Origin of the sequence: Bradyrhizobium sp. ma5 (assembly GCF_042258955.1) — a bacterium.
In the GTDB taxonomy this organism is placed as follows: Bacteria; Pseudomonadota; Alphaproteobacteria; order Rhizobiales; family Xanthobacteraceae; genus Bradyrhizobium.
In genome coordinates, this window is the sequence record NZ_CP170156.1 from 6,608,625 (window position 1) to 6,628,497 (window position 19,873).

The 19,873-nt window shown below is 63.8% G+C and carries 16 protein-coding genes; 7 read left to right on the forward strand and 9 right to left on the reverse strand.

The window, feature by feature from the left end:
* Window positions 1–94: 94 nt before the first annotated feature.
* Together ACE103_RS31180 and ACE103_RS31185 are read right to left on the reverse strand one after the other, a co-directional pair.
* Window positions 95–1,546, reverse strand: coding sequence for a GntP family permease (locus ACE103_RS31180; protein WP_375776168.1), 1,452 nt, complete (start codon window positions 1,544–1,546; stop codon window positions 95–97).
* 4 nt (window positions 1,547–1,550) lie between these two features.
* A complete protein-coding gene (locus ACE103_RS31185) occupies window positions 1,551–2,570 on the reverse strand; it encodes a patatin-like phospholipase family protein (RefSeq protein WP_223975692.1) in 1,020 nt (339 codons plus the stop codon).
* A gap of 231 nt (window positions 2,571–2,801) precedes the next feature.
* Between ACE103_RS31185 and ACE103_RS31190 the strand changes: the two genes are divergently transcribed.
* A complete protein-coding gene (locus ACE103_RS31190; protein WP_298371939.1) occupies window positions 2,802–2,981 on the forward strand; it encodes a hypothetical protein in 180 nt (59 codons plus the stop codon).
* 171 nt (window positions 2,982–3,152) lie between these two features.
* Window positions 3,153–3,680 (forward strand): hypothetical protein, encoded by a 528-nt coding sequence (locus ACE103_RS31195; RefSeq protein ID WP_375776169.1) that lies wholly within the window; start codon window positions 3,153–3,155, stop codon window positions 3,678–3,680.
* 593 nt (window positions 3,681–4,273) lie between these two features.
* On the opposite strand, the gene ACE103_RS31200 is transcribed toward ACE103_RS31195, so the two are convergent.
* The gene (locus ACE103_RS31200) at window positions 4,274–4,990 is read right to left on the reverse strand and encodes an alpha/beta fold hydrolase (protein ID WP_375776170.1); all 717 of its coding nucleotides are present in this window, start codon (window positions 4,988–4,990) and stop codon (window positions 4,274–4,276) included.
* A 190-nt stretch (window positions 4,991–5,180) separates the two neighbouring features.
* Between ACE103_RS31200 and ACE103_RS31205 the strand changes: the two genes are divergently transcribed.
* Window positions 5,181–5,924 carry a sulfite exporter TauE/SafE family protein gene (locus tag ACE103_RS31205; RefSeq protein ID WP_375781220.1) on the forward strand — a complete coding sequence of 248 codons (744 nt, stop codon included), beginning with the start codon at window positions 5,181–5,183 and terminating at the stop codon, window positions 5,922–5,924.
* A 31-nt stretch (window positions 5,925–5,955) separates the two neighbouring features.
* On the opposite strand, the gene ACE103_RS31210 is transcribed toward ACE103_RS31205, so the two are convergent.
* The 4 genes from ACE103_RS31210 to ACE103_RS31225 form a co-directional block, all read right to left on the reverse strand.
* A complete protein-coding gene (locus ACE103_RS31210) occupies window positions 5,956–7,341 on the reverse strand; it encodes an MATE family efflux transporter (RefSeq protein ID WP_375776171.1) in 1,386 nt (461 codons plus the stop codon).
* Between the two features lie 82 nt (window positions 7,342–7,423).
* Window positions 7,424–9,223: an ABC transporter ATP-binding protein gene (locus tag ACE103_RS31215; protein ID WP_375776172.1), complete on the reverse strand. Its 1,800-nt coding sequence runs from the start codon at window positions 9,221–9,223 to the stop codon at window positions 7,424–7,426.
* A gap of 364 nt (window positions 9,224–9,587) precedes the next feature.
* Window positions 9,588–11,177: a DHA2 family efflux MFS transporter permease subunit gene (locus ACE103_RS31220; RefSeq protein WP_375776173.1), complete on the reverse strand. Its 1,590-nt coding sequence runs from the start codon at window positions 11,175–11,177 to the stop codon at window positions 9,588–9,590.
* 50 nt (window positions 11,178–11,227) lie between these two features.
* Window positions 11,228–12,541 carry an HlyD family secretion protein gene (locus ACE103_RS31225; RefSeq protein ID WP_375776174.1) on the reverse strand — a complete coding sequence of 438 codons (1,314 nt, stop codon included), beginning with the start codon at window positions 12,539–12,541 and terminating at the stop codon, window positions 11,228–11,230.
* Window positions 12,542–12,731: 190 nt separating this feature from the next.
* Between ACE103_RS31225 and ACE103_RS31230 the strand changes: the two genes are divergently transcribed.
* Window positions 12,732–13,379 carry a TetR/AcrR family transcriptional regulator gene (locus tag ACE103_RS31230; RefSeq protein ID WP_223975407.1) on the forward strand — a complete coding sequence of 216 codons (648 nt, stop codon included), beginning with the start codon at window positions 12,732–12,734 and terminating at the stop codon, window positions 13,377–13,379.
* Between the two features lie 138 nt (window positions 13,380–13,517).
* A complete protein-coding gene (locus ACE103_RS31235; RefSeq protein WP_375776175.1) occupies window positions 13,518–14,588 on the forward strand; it encodes a helix-turn-helix transcriptional regulator in 1,071 nt (356 codons plus the stop codon).
* An 89-nt stretch (window positions 14,589–14,677) separates the two neighbouring features.
* Here the strand turns inward: ACE103_RS31235 and ACE103_RS31240 are convergent, their stop codons facing one another.
* The gene (locus ACE103_RS31240) at window positions 14,678–15,034 is read right to left on the reverse strand and encodes a hypothetical protein (RefSeq protein ID WP_375776176.1); all 357 of its coding nucleotides are present in this window, start codon (window positions 15,032–15,034) and stop codon (window positions 14,678–14,680) included.
* Between the two features lie 85 nt (window positions 15,035–15,119).
* A complete protein-coding gene (locus ACE103_RS31245) occupies window positions 15,120–18,056 on the reverse strand; it encodes an Ig-like domain-containing protein (protein WP_375776177.1) in 2,937 nt (978 codons plus the stop codon).
* Window positions 18,057–18,427: 371 nt separating this feature from the next.
* Here ACE103_RS31245 and ACE103_RS31250 point away from each other — a divergent pair, with 371 nt between their 5' ends.
* Both ACE103_RS31250 and ACE103_RS31255 read left to right on the forward strand, forming a co-directional pair.
* Window positions 18,428–19,270, forward strand: a complete 843-nt coding sequence (locus tag ACE103_RS31250; protein WP_375776178.1) for a GNAT family N-acetyltransferase — start codon at window positions 18,428–18,430, stop codon at window positions 19,268–19,270.
* A 164-nt stretch (window positions 19,271–19,434) separates the two neighbouring features.
* Window positions 19,435–19,728: a hypothetical protein gene (locus ACE103_RS31255; protein WP_375776179.1), complete on the forward strand. Its 294-nt coding sequence runs from the start codon at window positions 19,435–19,437 to the stop codon at window positions 19,726–19,728.
* The last annotated feature ends 145 nt before the right edge of the window (window positions 19,729–19,873 follow it).

Below are 19,873 nucleotides of genomic sequence, written 5' to 3' on the forward strand. Positions count from 1 at the left end.
CTCGGCGCAACACGCCGGGCCCTTCGCCATTTTCAGTAAACTTCGTTCCAGCTACGCGCGCCCGCGGCCGGTCGAGCCGACCCATCGTCTTGCGTCAGAACGACCCGAACGCGGTACCGATTGCAATCACCGCGGCGAGAGCAATGACGGAACTCACAATGCCGACCATGACGATGTCGAGATAGCTGTCGCGATGCTTGAGCCCGCAGATCGCGAGCAGGCTAACGACCGCGCCGTTGTGAGGCAGAATGTCCAGTGTTCCCGAGCCGATCACCGCGACGCGATGCAGAAGGCCGGGGTCAATACCCGCCTCCGCAGCAAGACCCATATAGGTCTTGCCCAGCGCATCGAGCGCAATCGTCAAGCCGCCGGAAGCCGACCCCGTCAGCGCGGCAAGGATGTTCGTCGCGACTGCAAGCGACACCAATGGGCCGCCCTCAATTCGCAATACCCACTCCCGCACCACGTCGAAAGCGGGAAGTGAGGCGACAACGGCGCCGAATCCGACAAGGCTTGCGACGCTCAGCGCCGGCAGGACCGACGCATTGGCGCCGGCATCCATGGTTCGTCGCAATGCGGGCAGTCGCGTCCAGTTGCAGAGTATGACCGTTACGATCGCTCCCGCCAGCGCCACGACAACCGACCAGACACCGGCCACGGCAGCCAGTGATGTATTTCCCCATCGCTGTTCGGCCAGGAATGAGAAATCAAGCCGGGGCAGGACAACGAGCGACATCAGCAGATTGACTACGACCACGACGATCAGGGGAAGGATGGCGTTGAAGACCGGGACGGCGGCGCCGCTGTGATGTCCGTGGCGGATCTCCGCCGGGTCGAATTCTCGCGCCGTCGTCGCCCGCTCGCGCAACAACTCATCGTCGGCTGCATCCGCCGAAACCGGCGGCTCGTCGCCATAGCCCTCATTTACGCGACGCGCCGCTTGCTCTGCGCGAAGGAGCCACCACAGCCCGACACCAAGCATGATCATCGATGCGACAACGCCAAGGCCCGGTGCGGCAAACGGCGTCGTGCCGAAGAAAGGCATCGGTATCGCATTCTGTATCGACGGCGTGCCCGGCAGCGCCGACATGGTAAAGGTCGAAGTCCCAAGAATAACCGCCGCCGGCACCAAGCGACGCGGAATCCCTGCCGTGCGAAACAGCGACTGCGCCATCGGAACGATGACGAAGAACGCGACGAAGAGGCTGACGCCGCCGTAGGTGACCAGTGCACCCGCGAGCACGACCGCGAGGATGACACGGCGTTCGCCCAGACATCGGGAGATGAAGCCCGCGACCGCACCGACCGCGCCGCTGTCATCCATGAGTTTCCCGAACACGGCACCAAGCAGGAAAATAGGAAAGAACTGCGCGAGAAAGTCCGACGCGCTGCCCATGAAGGTCTGCGTCCAGTTGGCAAGCAACGGCTCGCCACCGAAGGCTGCGGCCACCAACGCACAGAGTGGCGCGAGCAACAGGACGCTCCAGCCGCGGAATGCAAGACCGACCAGCAGTCCAAGCCCGACGAGAATGCCGAGTAGACCCATCGGCTCAGCACTCCGCCAGCAGAATATCCAGATCGGCGGTCGAGCGCTCACCGATATCGGCGCCATGCGCGTCGAGGAATTCGCCGGCGGCACGCCGCCCCTCCTCGTGCAGCTTGGTCACGAACGCCCATTCGGCATTGAGCTTGGATGATGAACCGAACGTCGCAAGCATGTCGCTCTTGATCCGATGCGTTTTCATCTGGGCCCAGCGGGCGCCCTCTCCGGTGCCGGGGTCGGCAACCTGACGAAGCAACGCGATCATCCGCAGCTCCTTTGCCAGCGGCGAATTGAACGAGATCTCGTTGAGCCGGTCGAGAATGTCAGCGGCCGTGCGCGGCTGCTCCGGCCGCTCAGTCGGGTTGATCTGGACCACGACCGTATCGTGTGCGTCGGTCTCGCGGACCAGCGGCGTGATCGTGGGATTGCCCACATAGCCGCCGTCCCAATAGGGCTCGCCATCGATCTCGATCGCACGAAACATCGTTGGCAAGCAGGCCGACGCGAGCAGGACATCCGCGGTAATCTCCGCGTTGCGAAAAATCCGCCCCCGCCCCGTACGGACCCGTGTGGCGGTTATGAAGAGCTTGATCGGCGCGCGCGCAAGGCGCTCGAAATCGATGCTGTTGTTCAATATGTCGCGCAGCGGATTGAAGCCGAGGGGATTGAGGTCGTAGGGTGAAAGCATCCGCGACATCAAATCCGTGAAGAGATAGGCTGGAGAGCTGTCGAGCGACCAGCGTCCCATCAGACGGTCGAGCGGCGAGCGTTGCAACGGACTGAATGCGGCGGCGCGTGAGACGCTTCGCCAGTATTTTTCAAGCGCTTCGCGTGCGCCCGCAGCGCCGCCCGCGGTCCAGCCATCCGCCAGCACGGCAGCATTCATCGCTCCGGCCGATGTCCCGGATATGCCCGCAATCTGAAACCATGATTCTTCGAGAAGTCGATCCAGGACGCCCCATGTGAACGCACCATGCGATCCTCCACCCTGGAGCGCCAGATCTACGAGCACGGGGCTGCGGTTCATGAGGCCATGTTCACCAGCACGCGAGACGCTGATTATGTCGCGGTTTGGCGGAACATGCGAGACAAAGTTGCGGTCACCGTCCGGTTCCGATGGCGAACTTCTCGAAGGATCTTGCCTCATCGTTGGCGGCACCAACGCGATTGGTTCGCTTCGCGGCGTAGGCGCACGTTTCTTAAAAGGCGACATAATGGGTTGGCGGGCGTAAGATGTGTGCCGCGCGGAGGATCGCAGATGGACCTTCAGAAGATCATGGCGAAGGCGCGGGATATCGCCAAGAGCACCGGCACGATCACAACCGAGCAACTGAACGGGATGTGCCCCAACAACATGGAGCCCGATGACATCGCGGCTCTCTTTGCGGCTCTGCGAACTGAGGGGATTCGTCTCAAGGACGACGAAGCAGAAAAGTAGGAGCCACCGTACCTTGACGCTATCGCAAGGCGATCGATCGCTGCGATCGAAGCACTGTCCCAGTTTGGATGGTGGCAGATTGGCCATCCGGCGGCATTGCAGCTATGATCCGCTCGAGTTGGGCGTGTCCTTCTGCCCCGAGATTCAAGAAAATCAAGAGGAGGAATGATAATGTCGGTTGCCTGCAAGTTCGAGCGCAGCATTCTCAACCACGAAGAATATGAAGCAATCCGCCTGACGCATCATCCCGCAATCTATGGCGTCGAGGTAGCCGAACTCGAGGCCATGCGCCCCCGCTTGCGCAAGATGCGCGACAAGGAACGAACGGTCGGCCGGCAAAAGCAGCGCGAGAACCGCGGCAAGGCCGAGGCTCGCGGGACAAGCTTTCCGGGAACCGCCACGCATGCATCAGAACGGAAGCAAGTGTTCGCAGCGGCGTTGAAGCGGGTGAACACGGAGCTCAAGCGTCAGCACAATCTGGCGACCCGGACCGCGCATGTTGAAGCGGCTCGAAAAGCCCTCGCGCTGCACCGAGCTGCAAACTTCACAACCCGTCCCTCGGCCGGAGCAACCCCGAGCGAAGGCATGGCGCCGAAGCCAAGCGAACGTCGAAGAAAGATCATTGCAGGCGCGAAAATCGGACGCGTGTCGCAGGCGACGAAAGTCGCTCAGGCCGCGCGCGACGCGCGTGGCGCATGACGCCGGGTGAACACACGCACCCGATCGATTCCGGGACGATGCTTCGCGTCGCCCCGGAATGACGGCTCGTCAGGAACCGATCTCCTGCTGCGGGCCGTGGGCTTAATCGGACAACGGCCACCGCAGCAAAGCTGCGCTAGCGACGGATCATTCCGGTGATACGTGCTCCCCCATAGGGAAACGCAGTAGCGCCGTCCCAAACACCAGACCGCATGCAGCCACGAAACACGCTCATGCAGACATCTTCGGACCCGATCGGACCAATGCGAAACCGGTAGGCAACGCACCGATCGCGCTGATTGCTGCAAGTACGGGGGCCCACATCGACCCGCGCCGCGTTGGCATCAACACTCGACAGCAGCAGCAGTCCGACGATCGCCGCTTTCAGAGCCAAGCCTAGTGTTTGCACCGACAACCTCCAGCTGAAACAAGCCGATCGAGTTGTTATATAGGCTAAAGCTGGTTTGCAAGAGAGATGCGGCTGCCTCGCTCGGGTCGGCTGCGAAGGCTGTCTCGCGGTAGCGTCGCGCACAATCGGCGACAGAATTCGAGATGCCGGGTGCGATGCGCCGTATCGAACCCAATGACGATCGCTACGCCACGATCTCCTGCAGCAGCGCCGTCAGCGCCTCCGGCGCGGTGACGTTCGGCGAGTGGCTGGCGTCGATCTCGAAATAGCGCCAGCCGGGTTCATTCTTGATGCGCCTGGCGAACTGGCCGAACGTATCGGCTTGGGTGGTGCGGGTGGCGTAGACGTAGCTGCGCGGCAAATTCGTCTCGCCGTGTTGCAGCTTCAGCTTCTGCTCGAAGCATTTGATCGGCATGTCGACGCGGCGCGCGGTGAGCCATTCGACATCTGCGGGAGACGTATCCGGCGGCGTCGGCATCGGCGGGATGCGCCAGCCGTCGCCGTCGCTTGCGAGCTCGCGCATGGTCTCGATGGCCGGTTCGTTAAGGTCGAACAGCGACTGGCCGTCACGCGGCACGAAGGCGTCGATATAGATCATCTGCGCGACGCGCTCGCGCACCCGGTCTGCGACGCCCGTCGCGACCATGCCGCCATAGGAGTGGCCGACCAGCACGATGTCGCGCAGATCTTCATATGAAATGACGCTGAGCACGTCCTGGATATGCGCCTCCAGGTCGAGCCCTTGATGGGCAAGGTGCGCGCGCTCGCCGAGCCCGGTGTAGCTCGGCGTGACCAGCCGGTGCCCGGCGGCCTGCATCAAAGGATGCATCTTCTTCCACGCCCATCCGGCCGACCAGGCGCCGTGACAGACCAGAAAGGTTTTCGACGAATTCGCAGTCATGGGCACGCTTCCATTCCGATTGTCGTTGATGAGCCGCGATTTTGAAGTGTACCCGCCGCGCGCGTCGTGTAAACGTCGCGGCAAAACATGATCGTCATTCCGGGATGGTCCGAAGGACCAGACCCGGAATCTCGAGATTCTGGGTTCGATGCCTCGCATCGCCCCGGAATGACGACGAAGGAGAAAGCAACTGAACCCGGCAAGCTACGCGGTCCTGTTCTTCGGCGCGCTTGCCGGCGGTTTCGTCTCCGGGCTGGCCGGCTTCGGCACCGCACTGATGGCGCTCGGCATCTGGCTCTATGTGCTGCCGCCGACGCTTGCGGTGCCGCTGGTGCTGGTCTGCTCGGTGATCGCGCAGGTGTCGACGCTGCCGTCGATCTGGAAGACCATCGATTTCCGTCTGGTCTGGCCGTTCGTCATCGCGGGGCTGGCCGGCGTGCCGATCGGCATCCTGCTGATCGCCCGCGCCGACCCCGAGGTCTTCAAGCTGACGATCGGCGTTTTCCTGCTGGTGTTCCCGACCCTGCTGTTCCTGCAACGCAAGCCGATGTCGATCGCCTTCGGCGGCAAATGGGCCGATGGCGCGATCGGATTTGCCGGCGGCATCCTCGGCGGCCTCGCCGGACTGTCAGGCCCGCTCCCGATCCTGTGGGCGAGCCTGCGCGGCTGGGGCAAGCAGCGGCGCCGCGGCGTGTTTCAGATCTTCAACTTCACGATTTTGGCGGCCGCGCTTCTGGTCCAGATCGCGAGCGGCCTGGTAAAGCCCGAACTGATCTGGCTCGTGGCTTGCGCGTTTCCGGGAACGCTGCTCGGCGCCTGGCTCGGCGCCCGCCTCTACCACGCACTCAGCGACCGCAATTTTTCCGACATCGTGTTGGTGCTGCTGTTCTTGTCCGGCGTGGCGCTGGTGTGGAACGGGCTGGCGCCGAGATGACCAACCGCCACCGCAACATTGGCTGAGCCGGTCATCCCACCGGCTCGAGACCAACGCGTTCCGGCGCGACATCGCGCGGCGGCGGCACGAGACGCTTGCTGAATTCGCGACGCAGCAACCACAGGCTCAAACCGGCCTGCAGCGTCGTCGTCGCGATCGACAAATACCACACATGCTCGATCCGGAAGCCGGGCTGTCTCGAGAGCCAGATCACCGGCACCGCATAAGTGAAGAGGCGCACGACCGAACTCAGCAACACCGGCCTGGTGTTGCCGAGGCCCTGGAACATGCTGTTGCAGGTAAAGATCACGCCCTGCGCGACGAGATTCATGGAGACGAAGTGCAGGAATCCTCCTGCGACCGCCATGGTCTCGCGATCGTTCGAGAAGCCGTCGAGCAACAGTCCCGGCTTCCACTGCGCGGCAAGCGTGAAGACGATCATGACGACGGTGCCGATCGACACCGCCTTGACGAAGGTCTCCTGCACGCGCCTGCCATTGCCCGCGCCATAATTCTGTCCGGCGATCGGGCCGGCGGCGAGCGCCACCGCCAATGCCGGCATTTGGATCAGGCCGAGCACGCGCGTCCCGATGCCGAACCCGGCCTGGGCCGCCGGGCCGAAATCGCGCAGCACATAATAGATCACGCCCATCCAGGCGAAGATCAGCGCGAACTCGCCGCCGGCAGGCAGGCCGACATTGAGGATGCGCGCCCACTGCCGCAACCGTGGACGCCATTGCGCGGGATCGAATCCGACATAGCGTTCCAGCTTGCGGAAATACGCGAACAACATCAGCACGCCGATGAGAACGGCGATCGAACTTGCCAGACCCGCGCCGGCAACGCCGAGCGCGTGACCGGTGCCCCAGCCCGCAATCAGGACCGGCGCCAGCGCGATGTTGATGATGACCGCCACCGCCTGCACCAGCATGCTGGGCCGCACGATACCGGTTGCCCGCAGCGCGGACCCCATCACCTGGATGATGAATTGCAGCGCCAACGCCGGCATGAACCACAGGAGATAGGTGGTGCCCGCCTCGATGGTGGCCGGGTCGGTCGCGACCGAGCGCATATAAGGGCGCGACAGCAATGCCCCCACGGCCAGCGTAAACAGCCCGCAGAGCACCGACAGCACGACCGACTGATTGAACACGAGGTTGGCGTCGCCGCGGTCCTTGCGTCCCACCGCATGCGCGATCAGCGCGACGCTGCCGACGCCCAGCACCTGCATCAGCGCGTTGACGAGGAAGCCGGCATTGCCGGCTGCGGCCACCCCGGCGACGGCCGCGTCGCCGAGACCCGCGACAAAATACAGATCGACCAGCTGGCAGATCATGATCGTGATCATGCCGACCACGATCGGGGGAGCCATGACCAATATGTGGCTCACAATGGAGCCGCGCGTAAGGTCTTTCATTTCAATTCCAGTCTCAAATCGTCTCGTGTCAATTCGGGCGCGCGGCTGCCGGAGATCGATCCGTCAGCCGCGCGCCGCCGCCTTATTCCGCCGCCGCCTGGCCAAACTCGGTCGCCTGCCGCTCGAACAGGCCGCGGTAGATACCGCCCTGCCGGGTGGCAAGCACCTCATGCGTGCCCTGCTCGACGATCTCGCCACGATCAAACACCAGGATGCGATCCATGCTGCGCACGGTCGACAGCCGGTGCGCGATCACGATCGAGGTGCGGCCCTTCATCAGCCGCTCCATCGCCTGCTGGATCAGCGCCTCGGATTCCGAATCGAGGCTCGAGGTTGCCTCGTCCAGGATCAGGATCGGCGCATCCGCCAGGAAGGCGCGCGCCAGCGCCACGCGCTGCCGTTCGCCGCCCGACAGCTTGACGCCGCGCTCGCCCACCAGCGTGCCGTAATCCTTCGGCAGCCGCATGATGAAGTCGTGCGCATTGGCAAGCCGCGCCGCCTGCTCGATCGCCTCCATGCTGGCGCCCGGCCGGCCATAGGCGATGTTCTCCGCCAGCGTGCGGTGAAACAGGATCGGCTCCTGCTGCACGATCGCGATCTGGCTGCGCAGCGATTGCTGCGTCGCCCTGGCGATGTCCTGACCGTCGATCAGGATCTTGCCACTGGTGACGTCGTAGAGCCGCTGCACCAGCTTGACGAAGGTCGTCTTGCCGGAGCCGGAGCGCCCGACGAGGCCGACGCGTTCGCCGGCATCGATGTCGACCGACAGCCCGTCATAGAGCGGCAAGCGATGGCCGCCATAGTGGAACGTGACGTCGTCGAACACGATGCGGCCGCCCTGGATGTCGATCGTCCTGGCATCGACGGCATCGACAATGCCGAGCGGCTCGCCATGGATCTGCACCAGCTCCTCCATGTCGTTGACCGAACGCTGCAGGTTGTTGATGTGCATGCCGACATCCCGCAGATAGGCGTGGATGATGTAGTAGCTGGTCAGCACATAGGTGACGTCGCCCGGCGTGGCGTGACCCTGCGCCCACAGCAGGATCGCGCCGCCGATCACCGAAGCGCGGAAGCACAACAGCACCAGGAGCTGCGCCGTCGAGGTGTGGTTGTAGCGCAACCAGGTCCGCCGCACCCGCCGGCGCCAGCGACTGATGACGCCGTCGAGCCGCATGTCCTCGCGCGTCTCGGCGCCGAACGACTTCACCACCGCGTTGCAGGTCAAGGCGTCGGCCAGCGTGCCGCCGACCTTGGTGTCCCACGCATTGGAGACCCGCGCGGCAGGCGCGACATAGCGCACCTGGAACACCATGGTCATCGCGACATAGATCACCGAACCGACAGCAATCACCGCACCGAGCGATGGCCAGTGCAGCCCGAGCAGGATCATCGAGCCGAGCAGCACGACGAGCGACGGCAACAGCGCCATCAGGATGGTGTCGTTCAACAGGTCGAGCGCCCACATGCCGCGCGTGATCTTGCGCACGGTGGAGCCCGCGAACGAATTGGCGTGCCAGTCGGTCGAGAAGCGCTGCACGCGCATGAAGGCCTGCTGCCCGACATCGGACATCGTCTTCAGCGTGAACGGCACGATGGTCTGGATACCGACCAGCCGCAGCATCAGCGACAACGCGCCGAGGCCGACGATGGCGCCGAATGCCAGCATCGCGGCATGGCGCGCGGCGGCATCGGTGGCACCCGCGGTCAGCGCATCAACCAGATGGCCGGAAAACACCGGCATGAACAGGTCGGCGGCGGTCGCGCCGAGGAAGCCCGCCGTCACGGCGAAGGCGCGCAGCGGCTGCTCCAGCCAGTGGCGGAACACGAATGGCAGGACGATCCGGATCGCGGCCGGTCGCTTGGTCGTCAAAGAGGTCATGGCACATTCCGGCCACGCTTCTGCAGCGCAAGCCGGCTCCATCTGAGGCGACAGGCGGACGGAATCCGGCCGCTCATGTCGCTGGAAATTGTAGATAACGTGTTGGGAAGTTTGGGTGATCGGGGATCAGGCCCGATCAGCGCCGGGAGCTAACGCGCTACGACGTCAAGCACCATCGAACGCGGGCGCGCGATCTGCAAAATATACGACTTCATGCGCATCTCCCAGGTTCGAGTAAGGAATGCGCTGCTTATAAATGCATCACGCGCGATTGGCAAGATGACAAGCGCGTGAGTGCGGCAATGTGTCGATGATGCAACGCTCTGCACGCGACCGGGCGCACACCACGCAAAAGCCGATGCGCTCAATGCGCGTCGCCGCCGCCCGCGGTCATCGACGGCGGCTTGTTGACGAACAGCACCAGCAGGCTGAGACCGACATAGAACAGCGACAGCATGAAGAAGGCGTCGCCATAGCTCATCACCTGAGCCTGGCGATGCACCAGCTGCGAGAGCTGCTTCATCGCCATGGTGGCGGAATCGCCCATGCCCTGCAGGCGCTGGGTAAAATTGTTGAGGGTCTCGACCGCGGTCGCGTTGCCCCAGGTCACGCGGTCTTGCAGCCGCGAGATGTGCAGATCCGTGCGGTCGTTGAGCGCCTCGTTGATCACGGCGAGCCCGACCGCGCCGCCGAGATTGCGCATCAGATTGAACAGGCCGGAGGCGTTCTTGACGCGGTCCTGCGGCAGCGTCGCGAGCGCGATGTTGTTGGTCGGCACCATCGCGCACATCATGCCGATGCCGCGCAGGATCTGCGGCACCAGGAGCTCGTAGAAATCGTACTCGCGGGTGATCCAGGTCATCTGCCAGGAGCCGAGCGCGAAGGTGACGAGGCCGAAGGCGATGATGTAGCGCAGATCGACCTTCTGCATCAGCCGGCCAACCACCGGCGCCATGAAGAACATCGTCATGCCGGAGATGAACATGGTCTCGCCGATCATCAGCGCGCTGTAGCCGCGGATCTCGGCGAGATAGCGCGGATAGACGTAGGTCAGGCCGTAGAGCCCGATGCCGATGCAGAACTGCAGCACGCAACCGACCGCGAAGTTGCGGTTGGAGAAGGCATAGAGATCGACGATCGGCTCCTCCGCGGTCAGCACCCGCCAGAAGAAGGCGACCGCCGAGACGAAACCGATCGCGGCGCAGATCGCCACCGAGGTGTCCTGCAGCCATTCATATTGCGGGCCTTCCTCGAGCACATATTCCAGCGAGCCGAGGAAGCCGCCCATGAAGATCAGGCCCCACCAGTCGAAGCGCTCGAGCAGCGCGAAGTTCGGCTGGTCGAAATCGACCAGCGCCAGCACGCCGACGGTGATGATGATTCCGGGCACGATGTTGATGAAGAACAGCCAGTGCCACGACATCAGGTCGGTGATGTAGCCGCCGACGGTCGGCCCAACGGTCGGCGCCAGCGTCGCGACCAGGCCGATGATCGGCGCCACGATGTAGAACTTGGAGCGCGGGAAGATGGTGTAGGCCGAGGCGAACACCGTCGGGATCATGCCGGCGCCGAGGAAGCCCTGCAGCGCGCGCCACAGGATCATCTGCTCGATCGAGGAGGCGAAGCCGCACAGCAGGCTGGACACCGTGAAGCCGAACGCCGAGATCGCAAACAACAGCCGGGTGCCAAGCGCGCGCGACAGGAATCCCGACAAGGGGATCGCGATCACCTCGGCGATCAGATAGGCGGTCTGCACCCACGACACTTCGGTCGACGACGCCGACAGGCCGGCCTGGATCTCGGTGAGCGAGGCCGAGACGATCTGGATGTCCAGGATCGACATGAACATGCCGAACACCATGATGATGAAGGCGACCACCCGCTTGGGCTGGAGCCGCTCGGTCTCGGAGGCGCCGGTCATCATCGAGGGCGAAGCAGTGGTCGCGTCGGCCATGGGCTCATCAGGCTCCGCGCTTCGAACCTGCGGTTCGAAGCTTCAAGGCATCACTGCGGATGGATCATCATCGGCGCGTCGAGGTCGGTATCGGCGTCGGCGTCGGCCGCGCCCTCTCGCGTGTCGACCGTGGTGTAGACCGACATCCCGGCGCGCAGCATGCCCTGCTTCGCGACGCTGTTCGGCACCCGGATGCGGACCGGCAGGCGCTGCACGATCTTGGTGAAGTTGCCGGTGGCGTTGTCGGGCGGCAGCAGCGTGAACACCGAGCCTGCCGCCGGCGAAATGCTGTCGACGATGCCGGTGAACTTGCGGAAGCCGTAGGCGTCGACCTTGATCGTCACCCGCTGTCCGGTACGGATGCGCTTGAGCTGGGTCTCTTTGTAGTTGGCGTCGATGAAGACGCCGTCGAGCGGCACCACATTGCCGAGCCGCTGGCCGACATTGATGTAGTCGCCGGTGTTGACCAGGCGGTTGGAGAAGGTGCCGTCGACCGGCGCGCGCACCTGGGTGAAATCGAGATCGCGCTCGGCCTTGGCGAGCTGGGTCTGCAACTCGGCAAGCTGGGCGCGGGCCTCGGCCTGCTGCGCCTTGGTGACATCGACGTTGCTCTTTGCGGCATCGTAGGCAGCCTGCGCCGACCGCACCGCGGCCGCGCCCTGATCACGGCCGGCTTCGGAGACTTCGAAAGTGGCGCGCGAGGCAAAGCCCTTGGTACTCAGCGCTTGCTGGCGATCGAAATCGAGATCGGCGCGCTTCAGGCCGGCTTCGGCGGAGACGAGCTGCGCCTGCGCCTGCTCGACCGAGCTTTCGGCCGCCGCGACCTGGCGACCGATGCGCTCGATCGTCGCCTGCTGGGTCGCGATCCGCGTGCGCGCGGCATCGACCGCGATGCGATAGTCACCGTCATCGATCCGGAAGATCACGTCGCCAGCGCGCACCAGCGCATTGTCGCCGGGCAGGATCGCCGCGATATGGCCCGCGACGCGCGCGCCGAGCATGGTGTTGTTGGCGCGGACATAGGCGTCGTCGGTCGAGATGTAGAAGCGCCCGACCATCAGGTAATAGGCGGCATAGCTCGCGGCGGCGAGCGCGAGCAGCCCGAGCACACCCATCATCACGAATCTGCGCTTGCCCGATTTCGGCGCTGCGGCCGCGGGCGACGCTCCCGGCTTCTCAGGCGCAGAAGCGGGCGGCGCCTCGGCTGGACGCTTGTCACCAGGACCTTTGTCGCCGGGACTCTTGGCCTCGTCAGTTCTGGCCTGCTCACCGAGATCGACGGATGCGTCGCGCGCCATCGCGTCCTCGGCCATGTCAGGCTCGGAACGAACAATGCGTGCGGCCTGATCTCGTGCTGCGGCCATAACCAAGGCTCCCCAGAAAAAATCTCGACGCCCGCAATGGCGGAAGAAAGGCCGTGCGGCGCATCGCCACTCCCACCAATACCATTGACCGAACGGTTCGGTCAATCTATATTCCCGTCCAGCGGATTATAAGGCTTCGATTCTTCCCGGACTGATTCCGAGTTGGGTTCTTTCGTGAGAAGCTAAATCAATGGTTGCAGCGCCCCCAAACCCCCTCCACCTCGTCGCCGGCGACGAGGAATCCTCGAAGCGCCGCCAGATCCTGGACGGCGCCCGCAAGGTATTCCTGGAGCTCGGCTTCGACGGCGCCAGCATGGGCGAGATTGCCCGCGCCGCTGCCGTCTCCAAGGGCACCCTGTACGTGTATTTCCCCGATAAGGCCGGGCTGTTCGCGGCGATCGTCGAGGAGGAAAAGCGCGAGCAGGGCAAGGTCGCCTTCAACTTCGATCCGGCGCGCGACGTCGACACCACCCTCCCCGAATTCGGCCGCGCCTATGTCGCGGTGCTGTGTCGCCCCGGCGGCGGCTCGGCGATCCGCACCGTGATGGCGATCGCCGAGCGGATGCCCGAGCTCGGCAGCCGGTTCTACACCCATGTGATCGCCCACACCGTCGACCGCTTCGCCGCCTATCTCGAGGCACGCGCCGCGCTCGGCGAGCTGGTGATCGACGACTATCAGCTCGCGGCCTGGCAGTTCATGCAGATGTGCCAGGCAACGCTGTTCCAGGCGTTCATCTTTCAGGCCAATCCGTCGCCCTCGCCTGAGCGGATCGCTGATGTCGTCGACAGCGCGACACGGGTGTTCTTCGCCGCATACCGGCCAAAGCAGGCGGATTGAACCCTCGCCGTCGCAAGACGGGCGAGTGACGATCCAATACGACTATTTCCTTTGGCAGGACCGCAACTTAGCGCTTGTCGCGCGACGCCACCTCGCGCAACACTTCCCTGCATGAACGGGGATATCGACCCAGATCGAATGTCCAGCGTGATGGCGCGGCTGGGGGACGCCGTGGTCGACCCGACGGCGTGGACCGGCATCATGACGTCGATCTGCGAAGCGGTGGGTGCAACCGGCGCCGTGCTGCTGCAAAGCGACGTGCGGACCCCGGACGTGCCGCGCACGGCGTCGACCGAAGAGATGGTGCAGCACTACTTCGCACACAACTGGCATGAGCAGGATTCGCGCGCTCCAGGCGTTCCGCGAGCAATGGCCGGCGAAGTAATCACCGATCAGGACTTGCTGACGCCCGAGCAGATCCGGTCCGATCCGATGTACAATGAGGTGCTGTATCCGTTCGGCTTCAAATGGTTCGCCGGCATCGGCTTCTGGGCCGACAGCGCACCGTGGGTGCTGACGTTGCAGCGCACCGGAGAGGAAGGACACTTCGATACACGCGAGACGCGGCTGCTGGCGCAGCTGGGGCCGCGCCTGACGGAGACAGCGACACTGTCGACTGCGGTCGGCCGCATCGCGCTCGCCTCCATTACCGGCATTCTCGACCGGGTGCGGCAGCCGGCCGTCGTACTCGACCGCGCGGGCCTCGTGATCGATCGCAACGAAGCCGCCGATGCCGGCTTCGACGCGGATATCAGAATCAGGGATCGCCGGCTGATCGTGCGCGACAAAGCGGCACAGGCGCGGCTTGATCAAGTCGTCGATCTGATCCGGGCTGCCCCCGAGCGCGCGGCGCTGCCGATCGAACCGATCGTGATCCACCGCATGAACAAGGGGCCGGTGGTTTTGCGCGTGTTGCCGATCGACGGTGCGGCACGCAACGTCTTCCTCGGCGCGCGGGCAATGCTGATCTTCGTCAATTTGACGCCACGCGCGATGCCCGAGCCCGGCATGATCGCGCAGGCATTCGGCCTCACGCCGGCAGAAGCGCGGCTGGTGGCGCTGCTCGCGGGCGGCCTCTCGATCGACGACGCTGCCGAACGGCTCGGGATCGTTCGGGACACGGCACGCAACCAGTTGAAGTCGGCCTTCGCCAAAACCGGCACGCACCGCCAGCCCGAACTGGTCAGCCTCGTGCTTCGGATTGCCTGAGCATGGCGCCGCACCGGCGCGGCGCTTACCCTTCGAGACGCGCTGCGCGCGCCGTAGCGTCACGGGAGAGAGAGAGAGAGAGATTCGACTCAATCCACAATGATGGTTACCCGCCCGATTTCGCCCAGCACGGCCGGGCGTTGCCCGCCGTACGCGCCGCTCTTGAGCACGGCCGTATACGATCCAGCCGCGCGATAGACGTGCGTCCGCCGAAAGCCGCGGATCGGTGAGATCGTGTCATCGGTCCGGCCGTCGCCGAAATCGAGCACGACCACGCCCTCCAGCATCCCCGGCCCCATGCCGGTGAAGGTCACCTCAAGCGGCGCGGCGCCCGAGATCGGCGAAGCGGCAAGTGCACTTGTCGCGTTCATCTGCGTCGTCGCGGTCATGTCGATCACACCAAGGGTGATTGCGGAGATGGCAAATATCGGCAAACGCCACGTCATTTCGAATGTCCCGATCACCCACCCGCCGCAAGCAGATTGCGGCGGGTGGTTTTATGAATCAAGCCGCAGGACGCCCTCCTCCGGCTCAGACCAGATGGAAATCGCCTGCGTGCGCTTGCAGCTCCGCCGCCTTGATCCCGGCAAAGGTCATCGTATCGCCGAACGCGTCCGTTATGACGGCGCCGGCGGCGGTATCGGCCGTGTGATTGGATAGCATGTCGTTCACGCTGGCGAAGATCGACTTGTCGAGTTGCACGGCGTCATTGTGCGCAACGAAATCGGTGATCACGTTGGTGCCGAAATGCGGGCGGAACAGGAACGTGTCCGGCCCGTTGTTGCCGGTCAACGTGTCACCATCGCCGCCGATCAGCACGTCCGGGCCATTGCCGCCGATCAGGATGTCGTGCCCCGCCGAGCCGTCGAGCACGTCCTGGCCGTTGCCGCCGTTCAGTGTGGTATGGCTTCCGGCCTGGTAATTGACGCCGGGATTGAACACGACGATGCTCAGCGTCGACGACGCCGTTGCGCCATGCGGATCGGCAATCGTGTAGGCGAAGGTGTCCTGCGCGACGATCTGCGACGGCAAGCCCCCCTTGTTGGCGACGTAGACATAGCTGCCGTCGGCATCCAGCGTCAGCGAGCCGTAGGTGCCGGCTATGGTGTGCCCGACATTGCCGGCCGCCCCGTCGACGGCGCTGACCACCGAGTGACCCTGATCGTGGATGTCAGGATCGGTGTCGTTGGACAGCACACCGTGCAACGCGTCAACCGACAGCGTCGACTTCTTGGCCGTGCCGTTGCTGTCCGCGACCGCGATCGGCGCGTCATTGGCGCCGTTGATGGTGAGGACGACATCCTGGGTGACGGCCCCGCCATGCGCATCGTCGATGATGACGGGCACCGTGACGGTGAGGCTCTCGCCGACCGACAGGAAATCGAGATCCTTGTCGACGATGCTGTAGCTCCAGTCGATCTTGCCTGCGTTGGTGTTGCCGGCCTCGGGCATGATCGTAAAGGCTGCCTCGAGCGAGGCGATCTGCGTCGGCGTGAGTTCCGACGTGTAGTCGTGCGTCGAGTCCTGCCAGGTCACCGTCTCGCCGGCGGTATTGATCGTCGCAGTCGGCCGGTCGTTGAGGTCGGGATCGGTGAAGGCGATCGTGCCGGCGGTCGCATCCGGCGTCGAACTTCCTGTGACGCCGGGCAATTCGCTGATCGTCCCCGTCAAGTTGGACAGTGCCGGCACGACCGACACGGGATCATTGGTGCCGGTGAAGACGACCGTGATTTGTTGGGTCGAAGAGTCACTGACGCTCGAGCCGGTGTGGTGGTCGGCCACCGTGACGTCGTAGACCACAGTCAGCGTCTCGCCAGCCGCCAGGAAGTCCAGATTCTTGTCTGCCAGGTCGAACTGCCAGTTGAGCGTCCCGCTGGTGCCGTCGACGCCAATCGAATCGGTCAGCGCCGTTGCGAGGGCTGCCTGCGTCGCGAGCGGAATCGTGGCGCCGCCGGACCAGGTCGCGGTATCAAACGCCTCACTCGCGGTGTCGGTGTCGCCGGCATTCGCATCGGTGAACGTCAGTGTGCCGAGAAGTTCCTGCAGCGAGGCGGAATTAGTGGTGTTGGCCAATTCGGTCAGCGGATGCGGCGATCCCGGATCGGGCGACAGCACCGGCGGACGGTTCAGCACCTCAGTCTCGTTGAATGTACCGTCGGCGAATTCGAATTTCTGGATGTTGGTGACGGTGTCGCTCCCGTCAGGTGACCCGCCGCGCTGGTCGGCGATCAGGATCGCACCGCTGCCGAGCAGGGTCGCGATGTATTGCAGCCGGGTACCGCTGTAGACGACCGTATTGGTGCCGCCCCCGCCATCGATCGTGTCGTTGCCGCCATTGCCGCGAAGCACGTTGTCGGCGGCGTTGCCGACGATCGTGTCGTTGCCCGAGCCGCCATTGGCGTCCTCGATCAGCGACGCGGTCTCGGTCGGGTTGTTCGGATCGATCAACGCATTGGCGATGTTGCCGCGCGCGAAATACTCAGCGCCGCCCGCCCCGTTATTGCCGAGATCGGCACGCTGCGCGTGCGCCGCGCTGGTGTCCAGAATGGTCCAGGCGCCGGGATTGAGATCGATGGAGAGGTTGGTCGTGTAATTGGAGAAGTCGTAGGTATCGGTGCCGCCGCCATCCCACAGCGTCATCAGCACGAAATTGCTTTGCGGGGCGCCCTGCCCGACGCCATCGATGAACTCCTCGCCGGTAGTCGGGCTCCAGGTGTAGGTGGTGTTGCCGTTGTGCGCCGTGGCACCATAGTTCGCGCCGTACATGTACTGGAGCGCGGCGATGTCATCCTGCATGTAGGTGGTCGGATGATCGGGCGCGTTGTCGCCATTGGTCGCGTTGTCGCCAGGAAACTGGCTGTAGGTCATCACCGAGTATTCGTAGGAATTGTGGTCAGCCGGCAGCGCGGGGAACGTCACGCCGTGCCCGTCCTGCGTGATGTGGCCGTGCTTCAATCCGAGATTATGGCCGGTCTCGTGCATGATGCCGGCCGCATCCTGGAAGCTGCCGAGCACCGGATTGGTGTAGCCGCCGGTGACGAACCATGCGTCGCCTTGCGCGCCCATCGCGGAGAACGGCGCGTTGCCGTTGTAGCCCAGTTCGGGCGGATTGGCCTCCGCGGTGCCGGGCGCGTTGCCAGGCACGTGCAGTCCGGTGTGCTGGGCGACACTGCTGTCGTCGGTGTAGTCAATCTTGTCGGCATTGGCGTAGCGCAGCGTCGCGCCGGCGCTCGTCGTCTCGGTGAAGGTGAGATTGGTGAAACTTGCGACGTCGGCGAGCGCCGTACGCACCGCCGTCTGCTGTGACGCGGTGAACGCGCCGAAATTGTCGATCTCCTGATAGCCGTATTCAGCGCTGCTGGTGGGAAACGAAAACGTCAGATTCTGCGCGCCGCCCGAACCCCACTCCCATCCCCAGAGAATGCCATCGATATCTGGATTACCGGACAAATTAACAACTTGAGTCATGGGAAAACTCCGTTTTGGGTGAAATGAAAAACGTCCCCAATTCCGTTCAGTTGTCTTGCTGACGTGCGATGCAATCCTTTCTGCTGAGGGTGATTCCGATTTCGAAATTTGCGGCGCAAAGGCCGCTTGATCCGGGATTCACGAGCACCGCACCTGAAATCCGCGGCGGCGCGCGAGATTGTTAGGCTTGCGGCAACTACAAGTCAAACGTGTTTCTAATTATATAAAAACCATAAATTGTTAGACGAATTCGTTGAAAATTTTGTTCGGTTCAAGCACCGTCTGTGGGCAGCCTCATTCTGTGAGGGTAGTGTGATCGTCACAAACATGGAGGCACAGTCCGTGACTCCAATCACACGGGATTATCGCCGATGAGCGACCTCATCATCCGACATATGCGACCCGACGAGATCGCGCTCGCGATCGACTGGGCCGCGGCGGAGGGATGGAATCCCGGTCTCGCCGATGCGCCCTGCTTTGCCGCCGAGGATCCGCTGGGATTTTTCATCGGCGAGCTCGACGGCCAGCCGGCCGCGGTGATCTCCTGCGTCAATTACGGCGCAGGTTTCTCCTTCCTCGGCTTCTACATCGTGCGCCCGGATCTGCGCGGCCGCGGCTACGGTCTGAAGATCTGGAATGCGGCCATCGCGCATGCGCATCCGCGCATGATCGGGCTCGATGGCGTGGTGGCGCAGCAGGCGAACTACCAAAAGTCCGGCTTCGCGCTCGCTTACGCCAATGTGCGCTACGGCGGCACGGTCACCGCAGGACCAGCGCCGAACGCCGGCATCGTCGCGCTGACCGAGGTGCCTATGGCGCTGGTCGAGGCCGATGACGCCACGGTGTTTCCCGCACCGCGTCCGGTCTTCCTGCGCGCCTGGACTAATACGCCGGGCCATGTCGGATGCGCGCTGATGCGCGGCGGCAGGCTGGCCGGCTGGGGGGTGATCCGTCCGTGCCGCACCGGCCGCAAGATCGGTCCGCTCGTCGCCGACGATCGCGCCGGCGCCGAGACCATCCTGTCCGCATTGCTCGCGAGCGCAGGCGGCGGCGAGATCTTCCTCGATGTGCCCGCGGTCAACCGCGATGCCGTCGCGCTGGCGCAAGGCCTCGGGCTGTCGCCGGTGTTCGAGACCGCACGGATGTATACCGACGCGATCCCGCCATTGCGTATTGATCGCGTATTCGGCGTCACGACGTTCGAGCTCGGCTAGAGAAACCTCTGCGTTCAAATGCCGCACGATCGCGGAGCCGGTTCCTGTGAAGCGGCTCATAACGCGATCATTAAATACAGGAATACACCTCTGGTTGAGCGAGAGAGCCGGTTCAGTGCACTTCCGCACGCGCTGTGCTCGTCCGCAACAGAAGGAGGTGTCGCATGGCGTTCCTGTTTTTCAATTTCCGCAGCATGGGCCTCAGCGAGGCGCTCGCCAATGTCGGCGAGCTCAAGGGCGTCGTCGCCAACACGCTGAAGCAGAACGGCTTCACCGATGTCGTCAATACCCAGTCAGAGGTTGCCGGCAACAAGAACGGCGTTCGCGTGTCCATCCTGCATCTGCACAATGTCGATCGGCAGTTCTGGCAGGTGTTCATGGCCGGCGGCGATACCACGGCCACCAAGCAGACGCTCGACGACGTCGTGCACAAGGTGGAGCATCTCGCCTTCCTCTAGAGCTTCCGGTTCTGATTGAACCGGAGCTCCGAAGTCGTGCGAAATCCCCGCGGGCAAGCCGCGGGGGTTTGCGCGCCCTAAAGCGCGATGAGATCAGGTTGAATCGTCATCGCGCTTTAGCTCATTGTTTAAGCATAATCTCTTC

What these genes read in the sequence shown, in the direction of transcription:
- ACE103_RS31180 (WP_375776168.1), bottom strand. Translation starts at nt 1,546, where the DNA reads ATGGGTCTACTCGGCATTCTCGTCGGGCTTGGACTGCTGGTCGGTCTT.
- ACE103_RS31185 (WP_223975692.1), bottom strand. Translation starts at nt 2,570, where the DNA reads ATGAACCGCAGCCCCGTGCTCGTAGATCTGGCGCTCCAGGGTGGAGGA.
- ACE103_RS31190 (WP_298371939.1), top strand. Translation starts at nt 2,802, where the DNA reads ATGGACCTTCAGAAGATCATGGCGAAGGCGCGGGATATCGCCAAGAGC.
- ACE103_RS31195 (WP_375776169.1), top strand. Translation starts at nt 3,153, where the DNA reads ATGTCGGTTGCCTGCAAGTTCGAGCGCAGCATTCTCAACCACGAAGAA.
- ACE103_RS31200 (WP_375776170.1), bottom strand. Translation starts at nt 4,990, where the DNA reads ATGACTGCGAATTCGTCGAAAACCTTTCTGGTCTGTCACGGCGCCTGG.
- ACE103_RS31210 (WP_375776171.1), bottom strand. Translation starts at nt 7,341, where the DNA reads ATGAAAGACCTTACGCGCGGCTCCATTGTGAGCCACATATTGGTCATG.
- ACE103_RS31215 (WP_375776172.1), bottom strand. Translation starts at nt 9,223, where the DNA reads ATGACCTCTTTGACGACCAAGCGACCGGCCGCGATCCGGATCGTCCTG.
- ACE103_RS31220 (WP_375776173.1), bottom strand. Translation starts at nt 11,177, where the DNA reads ATGGCCGACGCGACCACTGCTTCGCCCTCGATGATGACCGGCGCCTCC.
- ACE103_RS31225 (WP_375776174.1), bottom strand. Translation starts at nt 12,541, where the DNA reads ATGGCCGCAGCACGAGATCAGGCCGCACGCATTGTTCGTTCCGAGCCT.
- ACE103_RS31230 (WP_223975407.1), top strand. Translation starts at nt 12,732, where the DNA reads ATGGTTGCAGCGCCCCCAAACCCCCTCCACCTCGTCGCCGGCGACGAG.
- ACE103_RS31235 (WP_375776175.1), top strand. Translation starts at nt 13,518, where the DNA reads ATGTCCAGCGTGATGGCGCGGCTGGGGGACGCCGTGGTCGACCCGACG.
- ACE103_RS31240 (WP_375776176.1), bottom strand. Translation starts at nt 15,034, where the DNA reads ATGACGTGGCGTTTGCCGATATTTGCCATCTCCGCAATCACCCTTGGT.
- ACE103_RS31245 (WP_375776177.1), bottom strand. Translation starts at nt 18,056, where the DNA reads ATGACTCAAGTTGTTAATTTGTCCGGTAATCCAGATATCGATGGCATT.
- ACE103_RS31250 (WP_375776178.1), top strand. Translation starts at nt 18,428, where the DNA reads ATGAGCGACCTCATCATCCGACATATGCGACCCGACGAGATCGCGCTC.
- ACE103_RS31255 (WP_375776179.1), top strand. Translation starts at nt 19,435, where the DNA reads ATGGCGTTCCTGTTTTTCAATTTCCGCAGCATGGGCCTCAGCGAGGCG.